General features: G+C 37.6%; 13 protein-coding genes. 2 read left to right on the top strand and 11 right to left on the bottom strand.

Translation table 11 applies throughout. From position 1 onward, the window contains the following. Positions 1-2: 2 nt before the first annotated feature. The 11 genes from NQ505_RS17430 to NQ505_RS17380 all read right to left on the bottom strand — a co-directional run bounded on the left by NQ505_RS17430 (position 3) and on the right by NQ505_RS17380 (position 20405). Positions 3-3323, bottom strand: coding sequence for a SusC/RagA family TonB-linked outer membrane protein (locus tag NQ505_RS17430; RefSeq protein WP_008999522.1), 3321 nt, complete (start codon positions 3321-3323; stop codon positions 3-5). A gap of 40 nt (positions 3324-3363) precedes the next feature. After that, positions 3364-4785, bottom strand: coding sequence for a DUF4992 family lipoprotein (locus NQ505_RS17425; protein ID WP_008999521.1), 1422 nt, complete (start codon positions 4783-4785; stop codon positions 3364-3366). Positions 4786-4961: 176 nt separating this feature from the next. Beyond that, positions 4962-5855 (bottom strand): sugar phosphate isomerase/epimerase family protein, encoded by an 894-nt coding sequence (locus NQ505_RS17420; RefSeq protein WP_008999520.1) that lies wholly within the window; start codon positions 5853-5855, stop codon positions 4962-4964. Between the two features lie 294 nt (positions 5856-6149). After that, a complete protein-coding gene (locus NQ505_RS17415; protein WP_008999519.1) occupies positions 6150-8423 on the bottom strand; it encodes a GH92 family glycosyl hydrolase in 2274 nt (757 codons plus the stop codon). A 7-nt stretch (positions 8424-8430) separates the two neighbouring features. Beyond that, positions 8431-9399: a 1,4-beta-mannosyl-N-acetylglucosamine phosphorylase gene (locus NQ505_RS17410; protein WP_117933585.1), complete on the bottom strand. Its 969-nt coding sequence runs from the start codon at positions 9397-9399 to the stop codon at positions 8431-8433. Positions 9400-9419: 20 nt separating this feature from the next. After that, the gene (locus tag NQ505_RS17405; protein ID WP_008999518.1) at positions 9420-10745 is read right to left on the bottom strand and encodes an MFS transporter; all 1326 of its coding nucleotides are present in this window, start codon (positions 10743-10745) and stop codon (positions 9420-9422) included. 98 nt (positions 10746-10843) lie between these two features. Further along, positions 10844-13027 carry a DUF4838 domain-containing protein gene (locus NQ505_RS17400; protein ID WP_008999517.1) on the bottom strand — a complete coding sequence of 728 codons (2184 nt, stop codon included), beginning with the start codon at positions 13025-13027 and terminating at the stop codon, positions 10844-10846. A gap of 156 nt (positions 13028-13183) precedes the next feature. Further along, positions 13184-14317, bottom strand: coding sequence for a DUF1735 and LamG domain-containing protein (locus NQ505_RS17395; RefSeq protein ID WP_008999516.1), 1134 nt, complete (start codon positions 14315-14317; stop codon positions 13184-13186). 31 nt (positions 14318-14348) lie between these two features. Beyond that, entirely contained in the window at positions 14349-15482 is a 1134-nt protein-coding gene (locus tag NQ505_RS17390; RefSeq protein WP_008999515.1) for a glycoside hydrolase family 18, read from the bottom strand. A gap of 25 nt (positions 15483-15507) precedes the next feature. Further along, a complete protein-coding gene (locus NQ505_RS17385; RefSeq protein WP_008999514.1) occupies positions 15508-17079 on the bottom strand; it encodes a SusD/RagB family nutrient-binding outer membrane lipoprotein in 1572 nt (523 codons plus the stop codon). A gap of 14 nt (positions 17080-17093) precedes the next feature. After that, positions 17094-20405, bottom strand: coding sequence for a TonB-dependent receptor (locus NQ505_RS17380; RefSeq protein WP_259825629.1), 3312 nt, complete (start codon positions 20403-20405; stop codon positions 17094-17096). Positions 20406-20783: 378 nt separating this feature from the next. On the opposite strand from NQ505_RS17380, the gene NQ505_RS17375 reads away from it, so the two are divergent. Further along, the gene (locus tag NQ505_RS17375) at positions 20784-22019 is read left to right on the top strand and encodes a site-specific integrase (RefSeq protein WP_008999507.1); all 1236 of its coding nucleotides are present in this window, start codon (positions 20784-20786) and stop codon (positions 22017-22019) included. 805 nt (positions 22020-22824) lie between these two features. Next, the gene (locus tag NQ505_RS17370; protein ID WP_008999509.1) at positions 22825-25626 is read left to right on the top strand and encodes a SusC/RagA family TonB-linked outer membrane protein; all 2802 of its coding nucleotides are present in this window, start codon (positions 22825-22827) and stop codon (positions 25624-25626) included. Positions 25627-25643 lie beyond the last annotated feature (17 nt).

Here is a 25643-nt window from a genome sequence, read left to right as displayed (position 1 = left end):
TCTTAGAATGAAATATTAACACCTAATGTAAATTTGCGTAGAACCGGATAAACACCATAATTACCAGTTAAAGGATCCATGAAATTATCAGGATATGGATTATAAAGGCTTAACAGATTCTGTCCAGTCAAATTAAAACGACAACTTTCGATACCAACTCCTAATTTTCTAAGCCATTCATTAGGAATAGAATATGCTACAGTCAAATTACGTAAAGTAACTCGAGTTCCGCTAATCCTCCAGAAAGTAGAGGTTTCACTATTGAGTGAATACATTAGGTTAGGATATTTGGCATCTCTATTTTGAGCAGCTACAATATTACCTTGTGCATCATATACATTCTCATATACATACATGTTATTTGACCAGAACGAAGGCATATTATAATATTCTAAAGCTTTATAATCGGTTTGTTTTGTTATAGGACTATACACACCACGCGCTTCTTTAGGAACGAAACTATATCCTCCCCAACTAGCACCAAGCTGTGCACTAAAAGACAAACCTTTCCAGCTACCTCCGAAATTCAATGTAAAGCTATAAGGATTAGAACGATTAGATATTTTCACTTTATCCACATCTGTTACAGAATGATCAGCTGCTTGATATGTTCCGTCCGAATTCAATGGACCTTTTATATCTTTATAAATCAACATACCAGGGAATACTGCATCCTTTGTCTTTCCTAAATATGTACCATATGTACCATCTGGTTTTTTCATATATTTCTCAAAATATTCTTCAATTTCTTGATAACTACGGAACATACCTATACATTGATATCCCCACGTACCAAGATCTGTCCGCTCATTAGGATGTTGTTGATCTTGTGCAATAGTAGTAGGCCAATACATTTTCTTCACTTTATTATCACTGTAACCTGTATTCAATTTCACCCAATATTTAAAGTCTTTACCAATATTATCTTTCCAGCCCAATGATATCTCAACACCATAAGTATCCACAGAACCATAGTTGGTAGGTGCAGGTTTAGTTCCAACTGTTGAAGGTAGAGCAGCAGATCCTTGAGGACTCATAAACATATCACGGTGCATGTTGTAATATCCATCTAAGTTTATTGACAAACGACTGTCTAATGTACGAATATCAAAACCTAGATTCGTCTGATAACTTTTATCCCAATGTGCATCACGGTTAGGAATACCATTATTTACATTAGTAGAGATACCGGCACCTATATTATTGGATGCACTTGTTCCAAATACTGCCCCTTTATTAGCATCACGATTATAAAGCGTCAACCAACTCCAAGCAGCGATATTATCTTTTCCCAGCATACCAAATGATCCGCGAACTTTCAAGAAATCAATACCTTTCACGTGTTCTTTAAACCAGCTTTCTTCTGATACAACCCATCCAAGAGACAGAGATGGAAAAACTCCCCAATAGTTCTCTGGGGCGAACTTTGTCGATGCATCTGAACGAATCAAAAACTCCAGCAGATATCTGTCGGCATATGAATAATTCACACGTCCGATGTATGACAACATTCCTGATTCAGAACGACTAAATTCAGTACTTTGAGTACCACTTGCTGTTTTAGATTGACCATCATTGAAACTCAACGGATCTAGAACCTGTCCCCAAACATATTCAGATTCTGCCTCACTTTTCTCTATAGAAAACAAAGCACTCACATCATGAAGACCAAATTTACGTGCATAGGAAACATTAAAGTTCATTTGATATTGATCAGCACGATCCATTTGTCGTCTAATCAAATTACCATTAGATTTTGTAATAGCAGAGAAATTTGCTTCCGAAAGATCCAAATCATCACCAGTATAAAGATGTTGACCCGATCCACCACGATTCAACATTTTATATACGGTCACATTAGTTCCTAACTGATTAGCCTTCGTATTATTGATACTTTTCGAGTATGAAAACTTCATTTTCAAACCTTTAAATATACTACTCCATCCGAAATCGTATTCTACCGAACTATTCAAAGTCATATTCGAAGTTCTATTATTTGAATAGTTATTCAAATCCTGAATAGAACGATAGTTATATGCTTGAATATCTTTAACTTCTGAATTGCTTACTCCTAATGCAGCCATAGAATGGCCAGCAACAGAACTTGGAATATATCTCAAATGAGTCAACAATGTATTATAATCAGTATCACTATTCTCACCACCAACTTTATTATATGCCTTTGTCTGATTTCCATAGTCACCTGATACCTGCAATGATGCTTTCAACCATTTACTTATTTTTGCATCAACCCCTGCACGATAGTTCCAACGATCATAATCCAACCGGCCCAAATTACCATCTTGAGTGTAATAAGACATACCGGCAAAATATGTTGCACGATCCGTACCGCCACTAACATTAATACTATGTTTCTGTGTGAAAGCAGCAGACCACTCATCTTTTAATAAATCATAATTCAGATTTCTCATCGCAGCTAGCTCATCAGCCTGAAATAAGTCTGTTCTATTATTAATAGAACCATCTGTAGTCGGAGCTGATGCTACACCATTCCATAATACACCATAATCATATGCATTTAATAATTTTGCACGAGAAACTTCATCTGTGTAACCAAACTGACCATTATATGAAATTTTCGGAGCACCTATTTGACCACGTTTTGTCTTTACTAAAATAACACCTTGAGCAGCACGTGCACCATAGACAGCAGCTGCAGCATCTTTCAAAACTGTAATACTTTCAATTACACTTGCATCTAAATTATTGAAAGCTGTTTCATCTTGAATATAGTCATCAATAACATATACCGGACTTGATGAGCCTCCTGTAGAGAAGCTTGAAGCAACATCATTTTGACGAATTGTAAGACTAGCTCCTTCACCGGGACGAGTGTTACCACCACTAACGCCCAATCCATTCACTACTCCTCCTAATGCATTACCTAAACTAGCAACAGATAAATCGCTAATTTCTGTCGGAGTAACGGTGGAAATAGCTCCTGTCACATTTTTCATCTTCTGTGTACCATATCCTACTACAACCACTTCATCTAGTTTCATTAAATCTTCTTTCAAAACAATTCGCATATCCTTAAAATCAGAGATTGTTTGACTGGTATATCCAATGTACGAAATGGTTATTTTTCCCTTGGGAGGAACAGATATAACAAACTTACCATCCATATCAGTAATCGTTCCCAACGTAGTTCCATCAATCTTTACAGCAGCTCCAATAATAGGTTCACCTATTTCATCTACTACAACACCACTAACAGATCTCGCTTGTTGTGCTTGAAGTGACACACAAAAAAACATCAAAAAACACAAGCAGCACTTGAGAAATAAATATTTCTTTTGCATATATTCTTATTTTAAATTACATATTTAAACAATCCTTCACTTATTGCAACCAACGTGGATCCCCAACTTTTTTGGCTATAATAGTAGAACTTGACACCGCAAAATTCCCAGATATAGGATTCGTAAATCCCGGATCTTCCTGAAATTCACTACCATCTGTACTTTGTTTATTAACATCACCATCCACTTCCTCATAATATGCATTATTAGAGAATTGCTTATTACCGCTATTAAACAATTTTTGTACAGTACCACAGTGCTGAAAAATATTATTCATCACAGTAATAGTAACTTTACTATTTTTCATACCTGAATAATTAGCAAAATTCTTACTATATGCAACATTATAAAAGGTATTATTTAACAGCTTCACACTACTACTCGAGAAAAGAGAACTCAAATTAGTAGATCCTGCAGCATTATTTGCATATTGGATAAAAAAGTTACCGCCTTTAGATAAATCATAGAACGTAGAATTGGAAATCTCCAAATCATTAATACATCCACGTCCTCCATCTGTAAAACTTATAACAGGTTTCTTTGAATCTTGTGCAGTATTTAATTCTACAATACAATCTTTAATATACAATCCAGAAATAATATAATTCTTTCCACCATTATAAACCAAGCTTCTAGCTATGCCCTTGATATTACATGATTGAATTACAATAGGCATTAACATCGGGTACCATTTCCCATCTACCAACGTTGATTCATCAGGAGTCTCACTCATTGTTAAAAAAGAGCCATACTGTGCAGCCTGATCAACACCTGTACAATCAAAATCAATATATTTAATTTTCAATCCGTATCTTGTTTTAATCAAACCATTCGTTCCCATTGTTACCTTAGGATGATGAATTTTATCTCCACGGAATGTAATCCAATAACCTGCAAAATCAAGTGGACTATTTAACGTATAAGTACCATTAGCTTCCAAATCATATGCCATTTCAGCACCAGTATCCTGAATAGGATTAGCTGCAAACCATTCTGCAATGTCTGAACCACTAGGGATTGTAGCTATTGTAGGTATCAAAGAAGACCACTGTGCTAAAGAACTTTCTTTCGCATCAGCGTTATTATATTCTACATTACCTAATGATTTAACTGCCACCTGATATTTTGTATCTTCTTTCATTTCAACTTCCAAAGAACAACCATCAACGGTTTTATCTAATACAGTTTCCGGATTCTCTGGATCGTCTACTATTTGAAGCAATACTTGATATGCGCTAGCTCCTAATACAACAGGCCATTTTACTGTGAATGTTTTTTCATCAGCACTCTTTGAAAATGTAATACCATCTTCTGCAGGAGATAGCAATTGGGTATTACTTACTCCAGACGAAAAGGTTTCATTATTATCAAAACCTTTCGCACAAGAGGCAATGAAAAGAACCATGGGTAAGTACCATAGGTTTCTGACAACCCTCATTTTAATCTTCATCTTACTCTTCATAGATTAAATTTTAATTTAAACAAAAATAATATATTATATCTTCAAAATCTAAAAGTTCTTTTAAGGAAAGACGTACAATCAAAAAAAATGTAATCACTTAAAAGGATAAAAAATAGATTTTGCGCTTTTTTCTCTCTCTTTGTTATATTAACTATATCATAATCATCCTCCTATCTTTACTGAAACACTTCTTTCAAATACTTAATATTCGAGCCATAATTCTTCTTTACGTTTCGCACATCATCCTTATCACGTGAACGTTCTACTACTAGCCATCCACTCCATCCCATCTTGTCCAAAGTCTTTTTCACCTTATTCATGTCCAATCGTTCATTAAAAGGCAGAGTCACTCCATCTGTATCCGTACAGTGAATTTGGCAAATATTCTTTTTCCCCAGAATCTTCAATTCCTTACATAAATCCCTTCCATTCTCCAATGCATTTTGAAATTTAAAATAGATCTTGATTCCCGGAGAATTAATTTCTTTCAGCAGTTTCACATCTCCTTTAGCATCCAGTTGAGTTTCAATGCCGATAACTACTCCTTCAGAAGCAGCCATATCTCCCACCTCCTTCAAACGTTTTACAACTTCTGTTCGAAGTGCTGAATTCTTTTCCCATCCAGTTTCGATTCCCCCCAAAGGAAGAAAAGCTACTTTAGTATTCATTACTCTCATTGCATGAAGGCAGTCTTGAACCAACTCTTTATAATTAGCACGTTCCAGAAAAGACTGTCCGTAGAAACCGGACATAGCAATAGAAGAAACCTCTAATTGATATTTTTGAGCAGTTTCACGAAATAGCTGCTGAAAATGAGGTTCCCGCAATTTATTATCAAACATTTCTCTCTTGCCAAGGCCACCCATATCTAGTTCGACGCCGTCACCATTCAATTCATGTACCAATTGAAATGAACCGATTTTCTGACGCTTCAGAATCATCCAGTCACATACAGCTATTTTATAACGTTGTTCCTTTTGCTGCGATCCGGCAATCGCTAATAGAGGGAAACACTCTGCAAGTATTAATATCCAAAGGATATGTTTGAATAAATTTCTTCTTGTTTTCATCTTATTGCCTACAATTTACATAGTAGACGTATGAAAGAGATTTTTGTAATCACCTATAAAACAGAGAATAACTATAAATGTGGCAGAGTATAGTCTAATGAAAATAAGATAATGACGGTATCCGGGAGAAATAGTGACGCTATTTTAGCCGGATACCGTCACTATCCCGAGCATATAGTGTCGCTATTTTCCGAGAAGTAACAATAAAAGTAAATGTAAAAAAATGGGCTGCCGGACCATAAGAAGTCCGACAGCCCTGTCAACCCAAAAACAATACCTATGAAACACTGTGTGTTATTTCAATTCAAATTTTAAATATTTGCCGTGAACAAGTTCATCATGTGTAATATGATATTTATTAAACTTTTGACCATTCAACAGTACCTTATCAATATATAAAGTTCCTGGTTGAGTGCGATTAGTTTCAATTATTAGCTCTTTCTCTTTATACCATTTCGGATCTAACCGAATCGTTACCTTATTAAAAACCGGAGTCGTCAATGTATATTCGGGTAGTCCGGGACAATCAGGATAAAAACCAATCATATTGAAAATAGCCCAGGAAGACATCGTTCCCGTATCATCGTTTCCTGGAATACCATCAGGTTTGGAAGTAAAGTACTTGTCTATTAAACGTTGCGTCTCTTTCTGTGTGCGCCATTCTTCACCTTTAAAATATGAGAATAAATGGGCATAAGCAATATCCGGTTCATTTGCCGGGTCATAAAGCCCTTCGTCAAAAACCATTTGTAGCTTATCAATAAAAGGTTTCTTCCCACCCATTAGTTTTGCCAAGCCATATACATCATGTGGCACATAGAATGTATAATTCCAGGAATTACCTTCATGGAAACCGGGATTCGGTTCAAAGTTTTCTCCTTGTCTCGGATTAAACGGACTGTAAAAAGTTCCATCCGGAAGAATCGGACGGAAAGTACCAAATTCTTTGCTATAATAATGTTTGTATCCCAGAGAACGCTTGTAGAATATCTCTGCATCTTTCTTTTTACCCAAAGCCTCTGCAAAGCGAGATAACGCAAAATCAGCAATATAATATTCCAATGCATGAGATACGGAATTGTCATACTGTTCGCGAAGAGGCACATATCCCTTGGACATATAATCATCATTATCAGGACGCATCAAGTTTTCCGCTCCGGGTAATGTAGCAGATTTATACATTGCTTCATAAGCCAAATCAACATCAAAATCACGCAAACCTTTCATCCAGGTATCTACAATTACCGGAATACTCGGATCACCTTCCATTGTCAATGTTTCCCTGCCATATAATTCCCATTTAGGCAACCATCCATGTTCGCGATACATATCGAGCATTGTACGTACCATTTCCATCTGACGTTCCGGATAAACCAAAGTCAACAATTGATGAACATTGCGGTAAGTATCCCAAAGAGAAAAGACAGTATAGCGATCTCCTTTTGTTGTCAAAATCTTATCACTTTCCATTGCCGGATATTCTCCGTTTACATCCTGCAAAATATTAGGATGAATCAGCAAATGGTAAAGTGCTGTGTAAAATACAGTTTTTTGAGCATCCGTACCACCTTCTACAGTTATACGTGATAAGTCATCATTCCATTTGGAGCGTGCTTCAGCATGAATCTGCTCGAAATTCTTTCTAGCCTGTTCACGATCCAGATTCAACCGGGCATTTTCTATACTTACAAAAGAAACTCCCATTTGTACTTCTACCTGCTCACCTTCTTCTGTGTCGAAGGAGAAATAAGTACCGATGTCATCTCCTGCTATTTCTTTTCCGTAGCGAGTATAAAGTTTATACTTTCCCTGGTCCGGATCCCATTCAGCCTCAACACCCGTCATCGCACGTTGTTTCTTCCAATACCCTGTTGCAGAAGGGTTCTTTTTAACCCGTAATACAAAGTAAATAGGAAACACAGCTTGAGGGTTATAACAGAATGTACCAAGCAATTTGACTCCTTCCACCTCACAATCGCTTACACGACGAAGCATGGCACCGCTCTCATTCGTTAATCCTTCACCTAAATTCAACAATATATGACTTTTTCCTTTTGGAAAAGTAAAACGGGCAATACCGGTACGAGGAGTAGCCGAGACTTCTGTTTTTACGTTGTATTTAGTCAGATAATTAGAATAATAACCCGGTGAAGCCTGTTCATCCTTATACTTACTACCATATTCCTTATAATCCACATTCAGTTCTCCGGTAGTAGGCATCAGCAATAAAGAACCTAATTCCGGACAACCGACTCCACTCAAATTTACATGAGCATATCCGGTAAAGAAACAGTTTGTATATTCATAAGGCGTAGACCACCACCGTGCGTCTTTATCATAGGTATTTTCAGAAGATCCCATCACATTGAAAGGAACCACAGACATCATACCATTTGGACAAATCGCTCCGGGATTGGTAGTCCCGAAATTAGTAGTTCCGATAAAAGGATCTACATAATCTATCAAAAGACCTTTATCCGTATTTTTTAGGGGAGGGCTTCCCCCTTCCCCCGCAGATGCGGAAAGAAGGGAAAAAGCAAGTGTGTAAGTTAATATAATACGTTTCATATCTTAATTAAATGATACTCGTTCGCTTAGTAAAATCGATAATCTCTTTTATATATCCGAAAGCCATACCTACCACCGTATCTGCTGCGCCATAATAAACAGCCACACGTTCACCATCCTGCAAAGCAGCACAAGGGAATACAACATTGGGAACATCACCTTGAAGTTCATAAGGAGCAGCCGGACCGATCAGGTATTCACGTGTACGGTAAAGGACTTTTTCAGGATGATCTTTATCCAGTATGGCAGCTCCCATAGCATAACGGAAACCGTTGCAGGTAGTAATAACACCATGATAAAACAGCAACCAGCCTTCGTCAGTAAGGAAAGGCACTGATCCTGCACCAATCTTAGTACACTGCCAAGCACTTTCCGGAAAAGGAGTCACTTTCATTACACAGCGATGTTCACCCCAATATTTCATATCCGGGCTATAACTGATATATATATCACCGAACGGAGTATGTCCATTGTCACTCGGGCGACTTAACATCGCATACTTGCCATCAATTTTCTGTGGGAAAAGTACGCCATTACGGTTGAAGGGCAGGAATGCATTCTCACATTGGAAAAATTCCTTAAAGTCAAAAGTGTATGCAATACCAATTGTAGGACCATGATAACCATTGCACCAAGTCACCCAATAGCGATCTTCAATCCATGTAACACGGGGATCATATTTATATTCCGACTCAATCATTTCTGTATTACCAGCCTTAAACTGGATAGGTTCATGATTGATATCCCAATGAATACCATCCTTACTGAAACCTGTGAAGATATTCATTTGCACCGCTTTGTTATCACAACGGAATACACCGGCAAAACCATCCTCAAAAGGAACAACAGCACTATTGAATATACTATTAGATGAAGGAATATGATAACGTCCGATAACCGGATTTTGTGAGTAACGCCACATAACGTCCGTACATCCGACAGGACGATCTTCCCAAGGAATTTGAATTTTATTCATAATCGTTATTTTTTATATTATTATTTTTTTGAATCATCATACGTGAAAGGAATGAAATAAGTAATCAGGAAGGCTGGAATAGTTGCGATTAATACATAGATAAAGAAATTTCGATACCCAAGCAAGTCGCTAAGATAACCGCTCACCATTCCCGGAAGCATCACTCCCAGGTTCATAATCCCTGAAGCAAATGCGTAATGCGACATTTGATGTTTTCCTGGAGCAATCTGTTGCATCATAAACAACGTCAGTCCGACAAAACCAAAACCATAGCCAAAATATTCCATTGTTATACAAGTTCCGATTAGATACACATTAGTAGGCTGCGCAACTGCCAAAAAAGTATAGGCTACAAACGGAAGATTAAAAATACAACAGAGAGTGAACAGTGTCTTTTTCAGTCCGAACTTAGAAACATAAATTCCTGCCAACAATGAACCTAGAACGAAAGCTGCAGAACCAAAGATACCATTCAGCGTACCGATCTCGGTTAATGACAATCCTAAACCACCTACATCTCTTGAAGCACGCAAAAACAGCGGAGCTATTTTCATGATAAATCCTTCTGCCAGTCGATATAAAATAATAAAAGCGATGTAATAATAAATATGTTTCTTAGTAAAGAAGTTCCCTATTACTGCTACTAACTCTTTTTTAATTTCCGAAGTCGACTTTTTAGTTGTTACAGGTACTTGTGTAGAAGGTAAGATTCTGATGTGGTAAATACCGATTAATACCATTATTGCAGCAATCACACCGAAAATAATCATCCATGCAGATGAATATGCCCCTTTATTAGCATCTATTGAAGCACCCTCTATCGCTCCAAAATGTTCTGCCAGTGCTCCCGCCATAGCAACCAATCCTCCATTAGCGACCAATTTGGCTACATTATAAAAAGCACCCTGCACTCCGATATATTTTGCCTGATCTTCTTTGTTCAATTCAGCCATATATACACCATCACAAGCTATATCGTGTGTGGCTCCACTAAAAGCTATCACTGCCATTGTAGAGATACTTATAGCGAAAAAATAATCGAAGAACAAAGAAAAAGCTACTATTCCAAACAGTACACCGCTCAACAATTCTGTTATTAATACGAAGAATTTTTTCGTCTTATACATTTCAAGAAAAGGGCTCCACAAGAACTTCAGTGTCCAAGGCATCATAATTAGAGATGTCCAGAATGCAATTTGCGTATCCGAAATTCCAAGATCCTTAAACATGAAAACTGAAACCAGATTAATAGCAATGAAAGGAAGTCCCATTGCAAAATAAGCGGTAGGCACCCAGCAAGCCGGGCTAATAGTGTTTCGTTGAGAAGCAGTTTTATTCTGTTGCATAAATCATAGTATATAGATGAAAAAATCCATTTTTCTAACCCATCTATATATAATACAACTAAAAGGGGGAAACTACTAACGCCTCCCCCCTACTTTTTTTATTTTATTATCACTTCGTCTATAAAGAACCACGAAGGATGTCCCACGCCGTAATGCCAAGTCGGGCATTCTTTCGTTCCGGTGACTTCTACTTTTACATAACGAGTTTTTACCGGTTCTGCTGATTCTGCCTTGACTCCACGGAATTTCACCTCCCCCGTACGTTCTTCCTGTAAATCAATCGTATTCCAGTGTGTATAATGCTCACCGTCATCAGCATACGAATAAACCACCTTTAAAGGGAAAAGAATCCATGCCCCTATTTGATGAAGAAAATCCGTTTCCACACTATGTATTTCTTTCGTTTCACCTAAATCTATAACGAATGCACCATCCGTTCCTTCCCAACCAATCCAACTATCAACAAAGGTTGCTCCACCAAACAAACCATCAACCAATGCAGTCTTTCCTAACGCTGCATATTTTCCGGTAGGAGGAGTTATATAAGTAACCTTTGCTCCTAAAGCCAGACTATTCTCCTTTTGTGGCATATAACGTTCCCGATACAATTTACAGTAGTCTATCGGCGAATTGGAACGCTCATTCAAGGTAGGGACTTGAAACTCTTTCACACGTTCCTCAAAAAGATCTAACTTCTTATTTATATCTGCCAAGTCTTTTTCTGTCTCTGTCCGTGCGATCTCCAGTTCTGAATACTGAATTGGCAGACGCGCCCGTTGAACTCGCTTCAAGAAATCCGACTCTGTTGCGACAGCCTTTTCGGCCAAATCAAATAAATGATTATAACGACGCATCAAAGCAGGCTTCAACATACCATATTTATGTGATACAGGAGAATCATAAATCCATAATCTCTGTCCGCTACCTATTAATGCACCTTCCATAACCTTTATGTATTGATAAAGATGTGGCGCTGCTTCACCATAATATCCATGTAGGAAATGTTGCATCAAAGAATCTACATTAGCTTCGGGATTCCACATTAACTTTGAAACTAAATAGGCACGAAGTTCAGCAAAATCTCCTCCCCTGCTCCCTGCTATTTGAGAGAAATGCATGGTAGCATGATTCTTCTTGAAAAGACGGATATTATCCTGTAAAATATGGAAGTTAGGAAAAGGGGCCAGATAATTATCAAAATTGATACCATAATCCCATACGAAAATATTATTGGTTATTTTAGACCATCCCTCCATGGCTTTCACAAATTCCTTTCCCGAAGCATTCTCCGTCAAGGTTACTTCACGATCGCAGTCAATATCACACAACATAATATTCACATTCGGCAAAGGCTTCACATGCTTTGGAGGATTCATTGTATACAGATAAGCCAATGTAGAAAACTCCTTATCCGGAAAACGAGCAGCCAACTTATTCAGAAAAGTAATCACACTTCCCGATAGTGCCCCTTCATAATCATCAATAGCCTTACAAGCATCACAGGTGCAATTCGTATAATTACCATCATTCTGACTGACGGACATGATATGTTTATCGGGGTTAGCTTTGAAAATAGAGTCAACACGTTGAGCTACAATCTCAAAAACTTCCGGATTACTCAAACACCACTGACTTGCTTTCCCCGGATGGCGCTTTCCTTTGAAATAAGAATAATATTCCGGATGTTCTTTCCCATAAACAGATGAAGGCAGAAGCTTATCAAAGGTATGTACCCAATAACCGGCAGCAAACACTTCGTTGGGTTCCTCTAAACGATTCCACCACTTATAAATAGAATCTGTACGGATGGCATAACATTGCGTCTGACGATAACGAAAGGCCGGGTTTTCGACTTTATTAATTAAAGGCAAAATCACCGTCTTTTGAGGAGTAAAAGAGTATTCATTCTCTCCCCAATAATCAACTCCCAGATATTGTTCCAACAAAGTGACAACTCCATATACAACTCCTTTTTCTTTTCCTGATATTCTTAAAATACCATCTTGAGTAGAGATAGAGAAACCATCTTCCGTCACTGTTTGCGGAGTTTGACCGCCAATCAGTATATCTCCTTTCCGAGGCGTTTTATCATTTTCAATTGGAAGCTTGCTTTTCGAAATATGATAGAGAAAATGTTGTAAGAGTTGCGCTGATGTCTTAGTATCTGGCATCTTGTCCTGCACAATGATACGAGCATTACTCTTTCCATCTTTTACTAGTGTTACTTGTGCTGAAACGGCACCACACACCACCAGCAAAACAGATAATAACCAATGTTTCATGTTTGTTAGAATTTAAGTTTATACGAGCATTTATTATAATACAGTTCAGGAGAATGAAGTTCTAAAAAATTATGAATACTTTAACATATAAAGAAAAAGGATATGCCACAATGGACATATCCTTCTCTTTCATATAAATTATTTGTCTAGCACATTTTATTTATCAAATCTGATATTATGTTCCCACTTCTGAAGAGCTCCATTAGAAGTTGCATCATGCCCATTTCCTGTTGCATCTCTAAAGGCAGTACCTTCTCCTTCATCCATTGGCCAGAGGGCAATCAAATTTGGATTCTTTGGATTAACTTCAAAGTACATATTGTTTGCAATTTCCGATTCAGTACGAGCAACTTTCCAAAAGCGAACCTGACTCATAGTACAGTTATTTTGGAAATAGCTACCACTATCAACTATCTTCATATAATCAATACGTACATTTCCACCTTTTGGTGCAGGAGGATCGAAGAATGTTTCTTGTTTTCCGTTTTTATAAATGGTGAGTGTTGTTCCGTTGTAAACGAAAGCCCAATGATACCATGTATTTACCTCCAAATCACTGGCAGTTTGTTTCTGCCCTCCTAAAGTTTTTATCTGCAGATAATTATAAGGTTTATTGGCATCTCCAAAACGAATATAAATTTCATGGTCACCACTACCCGAAGTGAAAATAGCCTGATTATTCTTTTTGTAGCCATCCATACGTACCCATGCTTCCAATGTCCATGCATCTACCGTAATTCCCCAGTCTGTTGCCGGCAAGGTCGATACATTTCCGGCATTACCACGCAATACAGGAGCAGAAACATTCAAAGGTTTAGCCAATACATAAATGAATTTGCTTTGAGCTTTTGATTTCGTAACATCACCTTTGATAACATTTCCCAATGCAAGGGGAATAGCATAAGTAATACCATTCGTTGCAAAATCATTCACATGAAGCCGATAATTGGCACTAATTTCACCTGCCGGAATCGTAACCGTAGCATTCTGTGGAAGCATGTTTGCAGGCAGAACTTCATATTCTGTACCACTGATCGTATTGTATTCGGTCAGTAATTCGGGAACAAATTGAATTTCAACCTCTACATCTTCCGTAACCTTTTGAGCTAAACGTACCACAACATTAATGTCTGCACCATCATCCATAGTGATAGTAGCAGCAGTGGCTATATCAGCTGCATCTGTTATATAAAGACTGTTTGTCTGCGCCTTGTATTCAGCATTTTCACATCCCATAAAAAAGACTGTTGAGAATGCGATCATAAGACTTGATAAATAGATATATTTCATAATTTTCATTCTTATAAAATTCGTTTAACCATTATTCTTCATTCGCAGTAGCATTCATACGGCTATAGAAATTCTTGTATATGTTCGTAATGCCTTGACGCAGAAAATAGTATTCCGGTGAACCATCATAATCACCCTTACCCTGTGCATAATCAAAGCCTACACGATAAAGCCCGCATCCACCAATCAACTGATCTATTTCATACGATTTTCCACCGGTGGTATACGTTGTTTTATATACATAATTTGACATGCCGAGGAACCCTCCCCCTGTATTTGCATACGATTCAAAGTTTTCAGTGGCTATGGTTCTACGAACGATTTCATCCGGAGTAATAATTCCCTGCTGAATCCAATCGCTCATATCGTCAAGAACCCCTTTCATTCTGTAGTCTGCCATTCCGCCATAAGCCTGCAATACAAAATAATCTACATAATATGACAGCCATTCCTTATCCATACCTGTTCGAATACCGACCTCACCGTCAATCAAGAAGAGAAGGCGTTTTTCCGGCATAGCGCGATCTCCACGATCACGGTTGGGATCCATTGCTCCATGTCCAAACCAGTAGGAAAGTTCCTCTACAAATATAGTTCTCTGAACTTTATTTGACCAGAGCGGACCTACTCCCATTCCACCACCAGGTTCATAATCCCAGTCATAACCATCATATCCACATTCAAGGCAAGCCTTGTAAATATCCTCAGCATAGGCTTTGATTGCAGGTCTCACTTTTTCCGGATCACTACTGGTTCCGGCTTCGTGATAAATTTCTTTATCAGGAAGATCATCACCAATGTTTTGAGAAAAGAGAGTAACGACAACCTTTGTTCCTTTCACTTTTTGCACATATTCCATATCAGCTTTTCGTTCCGGAGTTAAATCAAATTTAGGATGACCACCCCAGTTGGACGCAATGGTGATAGAATCAGGCAAACCTCTTAAGCTATTTTCACCTGTAGGAGAAGTCCCTGTCCAGTTGTCGAACCATACAAACACTTGCGGAAGTCCCGGTGTCTCTTTCCATTCACGCAAAGCAGCATAATATTCATCTGTTTTAGTTGTTTGATTCAAATCTATGTCATTAATAGATTCCACATCCGTACATCCAACAAAGAATGTCGCAGCAAATGCAAATCCTAACATTTTCTTTATATGTTTCATATTCTATGTTTTATCAGGTTAAAAATCAGTTCTTTTTCGCCCACCATAAATCTGTAGACCCGGTGTCCGGACCACCTAACATAGTTGCAATAGCAGCTTCTACATTGGCAGAGTTACTGGATTTTTCTGTTGTAGGATATGGCAAGCGGCGTACCATGCGTTTGCTATCAATATCACCGATATAACCGGCAGAACTTAGATTGTCACGTGCAGTAAACAATTCGGGATAGCCGGTACGACGATAATCACACCAAGCTTCGATTCCCATCGGATAGTTGGCAATCCATTTTTGGGTAATAATCTTTTGAAGTTTATTAGTTCCATCTCCCCATGCAACACTGGGCACGCTGGTAAATGAGATATTGTTCTTTGAATTCAATCGATCTGTGTAACCTTGTGGAACAACAGTGCTTGAAAGATAATCACCAATCTCTACACCATATTGACTCATTGACATTTGAATACCTTGTTCGTAATAGCTTTTGGCCGCTGCGTCTCCACCAGCAATCCATCCCTGCAGAGCAGCTTCAGCTTTCAAGAAATAAGTCTCCGCTGCATAGAAAACAGGCATAGGGGAATCTGCTGTAAAAGCAGGTTTAGAATATCTTGCTGCGCTACCCTCTACGGCTTTGCTTGTATCACTAATACCCATACGTACTCCACGGTAGTCTCTGTATGAAGTCGCAGTATTCATATACTTACTGATGCGCGGATCACTATATCCGGTCATATATGCGGAAAGTGTTGCGTTAATAGCCAAGTCACCCCAGCCGGAAGCAATCTCAAATGGATTGTATGGCATAGCGGGGAAGAAAGCATTATCTCCATTAGACTCTATAACTCCTCCCTCAATTGCTTCAGCCATGATTTGTTTGGCATATTCCGTGTCCTCAGTATTAGAAGCGATACGTACTGCCATACGAAGTTTCAAAGAGTTGGCATACTTAATCCATTTGCTGAAATCACCATTGTATATGATATCATATTCAGCAACCGGAACCTCTTTTCCTGCATTCTCCTGCACAAAAGCAGAAAGTACCTCAATACTACGTGTCAAATCACTAATCATATTATGATAGAGTGTTTTTACGTCGTCATATGCTACTTGAAATTCTCCTTTTCCCATTTCAGAGTAAGGAATAGGTCCATAGATATCGGCTACGCGAATCATTACGCCTACTCTAAGAATAGACGCCCATGCATAGATGTATCCGGACCCTCCTGTTGACTCTTTGACTGTTTGAAAATTCGGATAAAATTCAGTAAACATATCTTTGTAAGGAACAGATACCCAGTCTGCACTGGGATTAAATGTTCCGAAATTAGTGCCATTCCAGGGAGCAGTTGTAGCGAAATAACCTCCATATTGCCCCACCATTTGTTCGGTGTGCTGGCTGTTATTTTCTTGACAGGCATTCAATAAGCGAGTCATAGCCACAAACAATGTACCTACCCGCTCGGTTGGAGTCATATTTTCGGGATACAAGTCCGTTGGATGCGTGTTTAATTCGTCAAAGTTCCCGGTACACGAAGTGAACAGCAGAGTAGTTGTAAAAGCTGCTGCGCTTACTGTCTTGATTATATTGAATCTTTTCATTATTCGTTCCTTTATTAGAATTGTACTTTTACACTAAATCCCATGTTTCTCAAGCTAGGTTGCATGAAGTAATCCACACCAGTATAGAAAGTGCTGGAAGATGATGCAACCAATTCCGGATCAAACGGTGCTTTACAATAGATCATAGCCAGATTGTTTCCAATTAAACCTAATGTCACATCAGCAATGTTATACAGCCATTTCTTAGGAAGCGTATATTCGAGGCTGACTTCCTGCAGGCGGATATTCGTTGCATTGTAAACATAGTGATCTCCCTCACCGGTACCAGCTGCTACTATACCCAGATAGTCTTTAGCAGACACATTTCTGTCGTTGATTGTTACTCCTCCAGTTTGGCGAAGTTGTGCGCTATATTCTGAAACGCCACAACGATCAAGGAATGCCTGCGTATTAGATACAACTAAACCACCAAAACGACCACTTAACAATACATTCAAACGTACTCCTTTATAAGTGAATGAATTTCTCCATCCTAAATTAACTTTCGGAAGCAGTGAGCCAATTTTCTTGTATTCAGTTTCTACCATGCTTGGCAAACCTGTTTTAGCATCCAGATAGATATAACCGTTGTTGTCGCGTTTGAAATCACGGTTGATGTATAAATCTCCCATAGAACCGCCTTCTGTCAGACGTACTACCGGTGAAGTTGAACCTCCTAATCTGGCTTTATCCACATAAGGCATTTCAATGGGTTCACCAGTTATTCTGTTGGTTACACCATCTGCGAGTCTTTTAATCTTATTCTTGTTATAAGTAAAAGTAAAGTTAGTAGACCAGCCGAAATCACGCCATTCATTATTATATCCTAAAGCCATTTCGATACCTTGATTCTGTACACTACCAGCTTGAATATTAACAGCGGTATATCCGGCACTTGCAGGAAGAGGTGCTGCAAACGTTTGGTTACGTGTATCTGAATTATAATAAGTAATATCAAAATTCAATGCACCTTTAAAGAAACGCATATTCAATCCTGCTTCATAAGATTTGGTAATTTCGGGTTTCAAATCCGAATTCGGATACAAAGATTCTGTTTTGTATTGGTCAAGCTGATCATCATAGATATAGCGTGCTTTAGTCAAATAAGGATCATAAGCATTACCTACAGAAGTGAAAGAGAAACGTGCTTTCAAGAATGAGAACCATTCGGGCAGATCAATCACTTCGCTTAGAATGCTTGAAATACCAACAGATGGATAGAAGAACGCTTTATTTCCTCTGTCGGAAAGAGCAAGTGAAGAATCCCAGTCAGCACGTCCGGTGAGACTTAAGAAAAGGAAGCTTCTCCATCCTATTTCCGCATTGGCGAAAACGGATTGTGTCTGACGTTTTAGGCCATTAGCATCTACTTTATAATACCCACTACGTGTCAGGTTTTCGATGGTAAAATGGTTGGTTACATTGTTCAAGTCTCCGTGTAAAGAGCTGGATTCCATGCGAAGGTCTTTAATAGAAGCACCAAGGTTGGCCATTACATTAAAATCTTTGAACGTTTTGTTGAAGTTAGCCAACACGTCTGCATATATTTGCCTATCCATACGTCTTTCTTCCTTATATCGTCCTTTCGTTCCTGCAAAGTTACCGACAGTACCGGCATGGAATTTTTCAGTATATTTGCTTTCGGTATTGTCAACGCTCACACGTCCCTGCACATTCAGCCCTTCAATGATGTTATATTGCAGACTGGCAGCCAGTTTGTAACGTCTTCTATCATTTTCACGATTCATTCGATTCATGATCCAATAAGGATTTTGAGATGAAACACCTCCTAGATCACCGTATGGCCAATATTGAGTGCTTACTCCTGATAAGTCATCATAGCGTTCGTATACAGTTACGTCATTAAAGTCCTCACCACGTGGAAACAGATATAAAGCTGTCAACGGGTTAAAGTATTGTCCTTGAGACACCATATTCTTATCATTCTGGATAATATAGTTGGCACTTGTGTCCAAAATAAACTTATTATTCAGGAAATTGGTGGTGTTGCGGAACGAGAAGTTATATCTATCGTAGTCGTTATTAGGCATGATGCCTGCCGCATTAGTGGTAGCTACAGAGATATAACTTTGACTTTTGTCATTACCTGTAGAGAGAGACAGTGCATTAGATATGTTACTTCCTGTATTAAAGAAATTTGCAGGGTCATATCTCTTATCTGTTTCCAGGCCCCAACTCATTGTTTCTCCTGCCAGATTACCATACGTATTTTGGAACTTAGGCATCATCATCGGATCACTGAAGGTGGTATTATTGCTATAAGTTACAGTTGTCTTATCTGCACGCCCTTTCTTTGTAGTGATTAGAACAACTCCATTAGCTCCTTCATATCCATATAATGCAGCTGCAGAAGGTCCTGTCAACAATGACATACTCTCGATATCATCCGGATTAATGTCAGCTATTGATTCACTACTAGGTTGTGTTGCCATAGCTCCATCACCACCGGAAGAGGCACGGTTATACATTGGAATACCATCAATTACATACAAAGCATTATTATTCTGTGTAATAGACTTAGCACCACGCATTACAACTTTCACACCGCCACCAGGACCTGATGCACTAGAGTTAATCTGTACACCTGCCGCTTTACCAGCCAATGCACTCATAAAATTAGTACTTTTTACAGTTGTAAGTTCATCGCCTTTCACCTGTTGTACATTATATGTCAATGCTTTTTCCGAACGTTTGATACCTAATGCTGTAACAACTACTTCGTCCAGTACTTTTGTATCTTCACCCATTGTTACTTTTACAGGCTGTGTACCGGCAAGCGTGATTGCTTGGGAGGCATAACCGATATAGGATACTTCAAGCACATCACCTTTGGCAGCCTGTATTTTGAAATTTCCATCCATATCAGTGATAGTACCATTTGAAGTTCCTTTTACCAGAATACTAACTCCGATCAATGGTTCTCCTTTTGAATCGGTAACAGTACCACTTGCCATAATTGGAGTTTTTTTCTGCTGATCTTCTTTATTACTCTTTGCAGAAAGTACAATATGATTATCTACTATTGAAAAACTGACATTAACTCCTCTGAATAACTGATTCATTACATTATTCAGAGATTCTTTTGTTACCTTGATGGATACGATGCGATTTATATCGACATCATTTGTGTTATAGACTACTGACATTGAAGTTTGTCTCTCAACTTCTTTCAAAGCAGTGTTTAAGGGTACTTTTGATAGATTAAGAGTGATCGTTCGTTCTTGCCCATAAGCTGAAGCAAAACACGAAACCAACAAAAGGAAGAATAACAAGTATGAGAACTTGTGTTTTATAATTTCTTTCATCTTATTCTTTTTAATTAGAAATAGTTTTTAGAGAGTTTAATTAGGGACAGTAACTGAAATTACCGTTTTCACACAAAGGTTTCATGTATCTCTGTTTCTCATAATTAATAAATTTAAAGGTTACACTTAAAATAAATTCCATAAGCGCTTATTCAATAGTAATACATTCTATGTTGTAACCTTACTAAACGAAGATAAGATTTTTTTTTGAAAAAAAATAATAGAAGTAAATTCCTAATTGAAAAATAAATACTCAAATATTTGATAAATAGAATCTTATACACTTATTAAAATCAGGCTGATTTATTATATTTGCATACATTTTGCATACAATTCATGTATGTTTCAGTTAATGTATAGATATAAACATTCATTTTTATGTTCAAATATTCAAGAGATGGAGTCTCTGTATTAACCATATTAGATACCAGAAGAGTAAAAAAGAGCGGATTGTTTCCTATTAAAGTTCAAGTGGTATTCAGAAGAAAACAAAAATATTACTCAACAGGAAAGGAACTTTCAAAAGAAGATTGGGATAGACTGCTAAAAGCAAAAAGTAGGTTATTGACAGAGATACGAAGTGATATAGAAAGTAGCTTTTCTAATGTAAAACAGCACATTAATGAACTAATACAAAAGGGGGAATTTAATATTGAGACTTTAAGTATTAGGTTAGGAAGACAAATGAAAGATATGAATCTGCATAGTGCTTTTAGTCTGAAAATGAAAGAACTAAAAGATAATGAGCAGGCAAGTACTTATCTAAGTTATCAGAGTGCATTAAAAAGTTTAGAGAGTTTTGGCGGGACATATATTCCTTTAGAAAGAATTACAGTAGATTGGCTCAAACGATGTGAACGTTTCTGGCTTTCAAAAGGTAAGAGCTATTCAAGTATTAGTATTTATTTCAGAGCTTTAAAGTGCATACTAAATCGTGCTATACAAGATGGCATATTAAAAGAATCATCGTTCCCTTTTGGAAAAAATAAATATGAGATTCCTGAAGGCTGTGGACGTAAATTAGCACTCACCCTTGCTGATATAAAAAAAGTAATGTCCTATCAAGATGGAACAAAAGATATAGAAGAATTTCGAGATCTATGGGTATTTTCTTATTTATGCAATGGTATCAATTTCATGGATTTACTATTTCTTCAGTATTCAAATATTGTAGATGGAGAGATATGCTTTGTACGTTCTAAAACTTCGAGGACAGCTAAACATAGTAGAGAGATACATGCAATAATAACTCCGGAAATGTGGAATATCATTCATAAATGGGGGAACCCTAGAATTAATCCACAAACATATATCTTTAAATACGCTGACGGAACAGAAAATGCGTTTGAAAGAGTTAGGCTAGTGAGGCGTATTGTTACTAAATGCAATAGAAGACTCAAAAAGATAGCTCAAGATACAGGGATCTCTCAATTAACAACTTACACTGCTAGGCATTCATTTGCAACAGTTCTAAAACGTGCAGGTGCTAAAACTTCCTATATTTCAGAAAGTTTGGGACACTCCAATTTAGCTGTCACAGAGAACTATCTAGCCTATTTTGAGAAAGAAGAAAGAATAAGAAATGCTCAATTGCTTACCGACTTTAATATTTAAATTAGAATAGTGCATGTAAATTGTATGTACACCCTTTATTTTCTCTAGTTTTTCAATACTACAATTTGTGAAAAAGCAGAAGAGATAAATGGATTTTCCATATTCATTTTTAGTTACAAGAAAATTATGTTATATATCAATTAGACAGTTTTACGTCAAATTTTATAAATAAGCCATTCACATGATGGTAAAGTTTATAAAGTCTGTACTATTTGTTCAAGGTATAAGCTCTGTTCTACATTTCACTTACTTAAAGCATAGCTTTAGGGAACGAAAAGCTATGCTTTAAGTAGGCTAAAGCTGTGCTTTATAGAATTGGTAAAACAATATTTGATTTCCCTACAGATATACATTTTTTCCATTCCCCTTCACCTTTTTTCTGAACACCCGATGACTAGGTCGTTTATGGGTGAAGGAGGAGTCTTCACCATTACATTCATATCGAAAGAATGTTGTAACAGTACTTTCTAAAATCATTGCATTAATTGTAAAAAACACTGTGATGTTTTTTACAATCATCCCAATGTTAAAAAAAAACACCCTAATAAAAAAATAATCTATAAGCATATTTCATTTCCAAGTAAGGTGAAAGAGTGTGTGAAAGAGTCACTCTTCACTCGTAAACGTCCTGTTTATCGGGAGTCCAGAAGAAAGGTGAAGGATAGAAAAAATAATAAATATTATTGGTGGTGGTGAATTGTAGAGGCAAGACACTACAATCATACACATGATGCCGTTTAATTTTGAACAATTACTTATTGATAAATAATAAAGGTGGCATAAATTTTATTTCCTAATCATAATAATGCACAGTTTCTCCCAAGCAATCACATTAGCCAGTGCTCAACCTCTGAAAATTTCAATGGGTGAGGATACAAAAGTGCTGGACGAAGTAGTTGTTACAGCGTTAGGAATCAAACGTTCAGAGAAAGCACTAAGCTATAATGTACAGCAAGTAAAAGGTGATGAACTGACAACAGTGAAAGACGCCAACTTTATGAATAGTTTGAATGGAAAAGTTGCTGGTGTAAACATCCAACGTAGTGCATCCGGTGTGGGTGGTGGTACTCGCGTTGTGATGCGCGGTAATAAATCCATTGCAGGTCAGAACAATGTACTATATGTAGTGGATGGTGTACCTATCGGCAATAAAGCTGATCGTTCGGGAGATGGTACAGGCTTTGTAGGAATGGCTTCCGGTGAAGGTATATCCAATTTCAACCCAGATGATATTGAAAGCTTATCTGTATTGACCGGCCCATCGGCTGCTGCATTATATGGTGCAAACGCAGCTAATGGTGTTATCTTAATCAATACAAAGAAAGGTGCACAAGGCGTTATGCGTTTGAATGTATCCTCTTCAGTAGAATTTGCCAATCCATTCGTAATGCCAGAATTTCAGAACACTTATGGAAATGTTTCGGGCAATTACTTTTCTTGGGGAGAAAAAATGGAGAATCCATATTCCTGGGAGCCTAGAGACTTCTATAACACAGGAGCTACTTTCAATAATTCGTTCAACCTTTCAATGGGAACAGAGAAAAATCAGACATATATTTCTGCTTCCGCAGTGAACTCTAATGGTATGGTTGAAAACAATAAATATCACCGTTATAATGTAACATTCCGCAATACTGCAAAATTCCTGAATGATAAGTTAACATTAGATGTATCTGCTAGCTATGTTCGCGAATACTACAATAACATGGTATCTTTTGGTACATACTTTAACCCTATCGTAGGAGCTTATCTATATCCGAGAGGTATGAACTTTGAAAGTGAAAAGTATTTCGAACGCTATGATAATGAATTGGGATATAATGCACAGAGTTGGCAACCAGGTAGTATGGGTATGGATGTACAGAATCCATATTGGATTGCTTACCGTAACTTGCGTCCTGAAGTTAAAGACCGCTACATGTTGTATGCAAGCTTGAAATATGATATAACAAGTTTTTTGAATGTTGCAGGCCGTCTCCGTATGGATAATACATATTCCGAATCAGAAGACAGACGTTATGCATCCACTACCAGTACTTTTGCCGGAGAAAATGGCCGTTATAAATACTCGAATGAATTTTACAAGCAGAAGTATGCAGATATCATGGTAAACTTCGACAAACAGTTTGCCCAAGTTTATCATGCTACAGTGAATGCGGGTGTATCTTTCGAAGAATATGATACCAAAGGACATGGATATGGTGGAGACTTATTATTGGTACCCAACAAATTCACTTATGGAAATGTAAATCCATCTGTAGCCAGTCCTTTTGAAACTGGAGGTGATTCTCGTACGCAAAACTTTGCAACTTTCGCATCCGCAGAACTTGCATGGAATTCAGCCTTGTATTTAACATTAACTGGGCGTGCAGATAAACCATCGCAATTGGTTAATAGTAAAGAGCAATGGATTTTCTATCCATCAGTAGGTCTTTCCGCTATTGTTACGGAGCTTTTGCCTGATAATATTCGTGAAAGTATCAATCCTGTATTAGGTTATTTTAAAGTTAGAGGCTCATTTACAGAAGTAGGTTCTCCGATTCCATTTACAGGTCTGACACCGGGAACGATTACTCATAAACTAGAAAATGGCACTGTATCTCCTTTCGAATACTATCCTTTGAGTGATTTGAAAGCTGAACGTACTCGTTCGTACGAACTAGGAATCGATACCAGATGGTTTAACAATACAATTACTTTGGGGGTGACAGTATATCATTCTAATACTTACAATCAGTTATTGAAAGCTGATATGCCAGGAAGTAGCGGATATAAATATATGTATGTTCAAGCTGGTAATGTACAGAATAGAGGTATTGAGATGACATTAGGCTATGATCAGACATTCGGTGAATTTAATTATAATACTACTTTCACAGCTACTGCCAACAGAAACAAAATTAAGAAGTTAGCTTCTAATGTAAAGAACCCTGTTAATGGCGAATTGCTGGATTTAAGTGATATTCAACTGGGACGCTTCCGTCTCCGTGAAGGAGGTGAAGTGGGTGCGTTATATGCCGACCGCCGAGTTGAAAGGAATGAAGAAGGATATATTCTCTACAATCCAGGACAGACCTTGGCTACAGAAAAGACTACACCGTTTAAGATCGGGTCAGTCAATCCTAAATGGAACTTAGGCTGGAGACATGGATTCAACTATAAGGGTATTAATGCTAATGTCATGTTTACTGCAAGAATCGGTGGTAACGTAATCTCAAAGACCCAAGCTACTTTAGACCGTTTTGGTGTCTCTAAAGCATCAGCTGATGCTCGCGACGCAGGTTATGTAATGCTAGGTAATATAAAGATGCAACCAGAAGATTATTATGGGACTATTTATGACTTAGACTCATATTATGTATATTCTGCAACAAACGTTCGTCTACAAGAAGCTAGTATCGGTTATACCCTACCTAACAAGTGGTTCGGTGATGTAGTGAAGAACGTAAATATTTCCGTGTATGGTACTAACTTATGGATGATCTATAATAAGGCTCCTTATGATCCTGAATTAACAGCATCTACAGGTACATTTGGTCAAGGCTATGACTATTTTATGCTGCCTAGCAGTCGTACGTATGGTTTTAGTTTGAAATTTGGATTCTAATTATTTATTAATAATTG

Origin of the sequence: Bacteroides sp. D2, from assembly GCF_025147085.1 — a bacterium.
Lineage (GTDB): Bacteria > Bacteroidota > Bacteroidia > Bacteroidales > Bacteroidaceae > Bacteroides.
The sequence above is the reverse complement of the archived record's forward strand: the minus strand, read 5'-3'. Positions and strand labels throughout refer to the sequence as shown.

Coding starts and splice junctions, on each gene's coding strand:
- NQ505_RS17395 (WP_008999516.1), bottom strand. CDS start 14,317: ATGAAATATATCTATTTATCAAGTCTTATGATCGCATTCTCAACAGTC.
- NQ505_RS17400 (WP_008999517.1), bottom strand. CDS start 13,027: ATGAAACATTGGTTATTATCTGTTTTGCTGGTGGTGTGTGGTGCCGTT.
- NQ505_RS17380 (WP_259825629.1), bottom strand. CDS start 20,405: ATGAAAGAAATTATAAAACACAAGTTCTCATACTTGTTATTCTTCCTT.
- NQ505_RS17375 (WP_008999507.1), top strand. CDS start 20,784: ATGTTCAAATATTCAAGAGATGGAGTCTCTGTATTAACCATATTAGAT.
- NQ505_RS17410 (WP_117933585.1), bottom strand. CDS start 9,399: ATGAATAAAATTCAAATTCCTTGGGAAGATCGTCCTGTCGGATGTACG.
- NQ505_RS17405 (WP_008999518.1), bottom strand. CDS start 10,745: ATGCAACAGAATAAAACTGCTTCTCAACGAAACACTATTAGCCCGGCT.
- NQ505_RS17415 (WP_008999519.1), bottom strand. CDS start 8,423: ATGAAACGTATTATATTAACTTACACACTTGCTTTTTCCCTTCTTTCC.
- NQ505_RS17390 (WP_008999515.1), bottom strand. CDS start 15,482: ATGAAACATATAAAGAAAATGTTAGGATTTGCATTTGCTGCGACATTC.
- NQ505_RS17430 (WP_008999522.1), bottom strand. CDS start 3,323: ATGCAAAAGAAATATTTATTTCTCAAGTGCTGCTTGTGTTTTTTGATG.
- NQ505_RS17425 (WP_008999521.1), bottom strand. CDS start 4,785: ATGAAGAGTAAGATGAAGATTAAAATGAGGGTTGTCAGAAACCTATGG.
- NQ505_RS17370 (WP_008999509.1), top strand. CDS start 22,825: ATGCACAGTTTCTCCCAAGCAATCACATTAGCCAGTGCTCAACCTCTG.
- NQ505_RS17420 (WP_008999520.1), bottom strand. CDS start 5,855: ATGAAAACAAGAAGAAATTTATTCAAACATATCCTTTGGATATTAATA.
- NQ505_RS17385 (WP_008999514.1), bottom strand. CDS start 17,079: ATGAAAAGATTCAATATAATCAAGACAGTAAGCGCAGCAGCTTTTACA.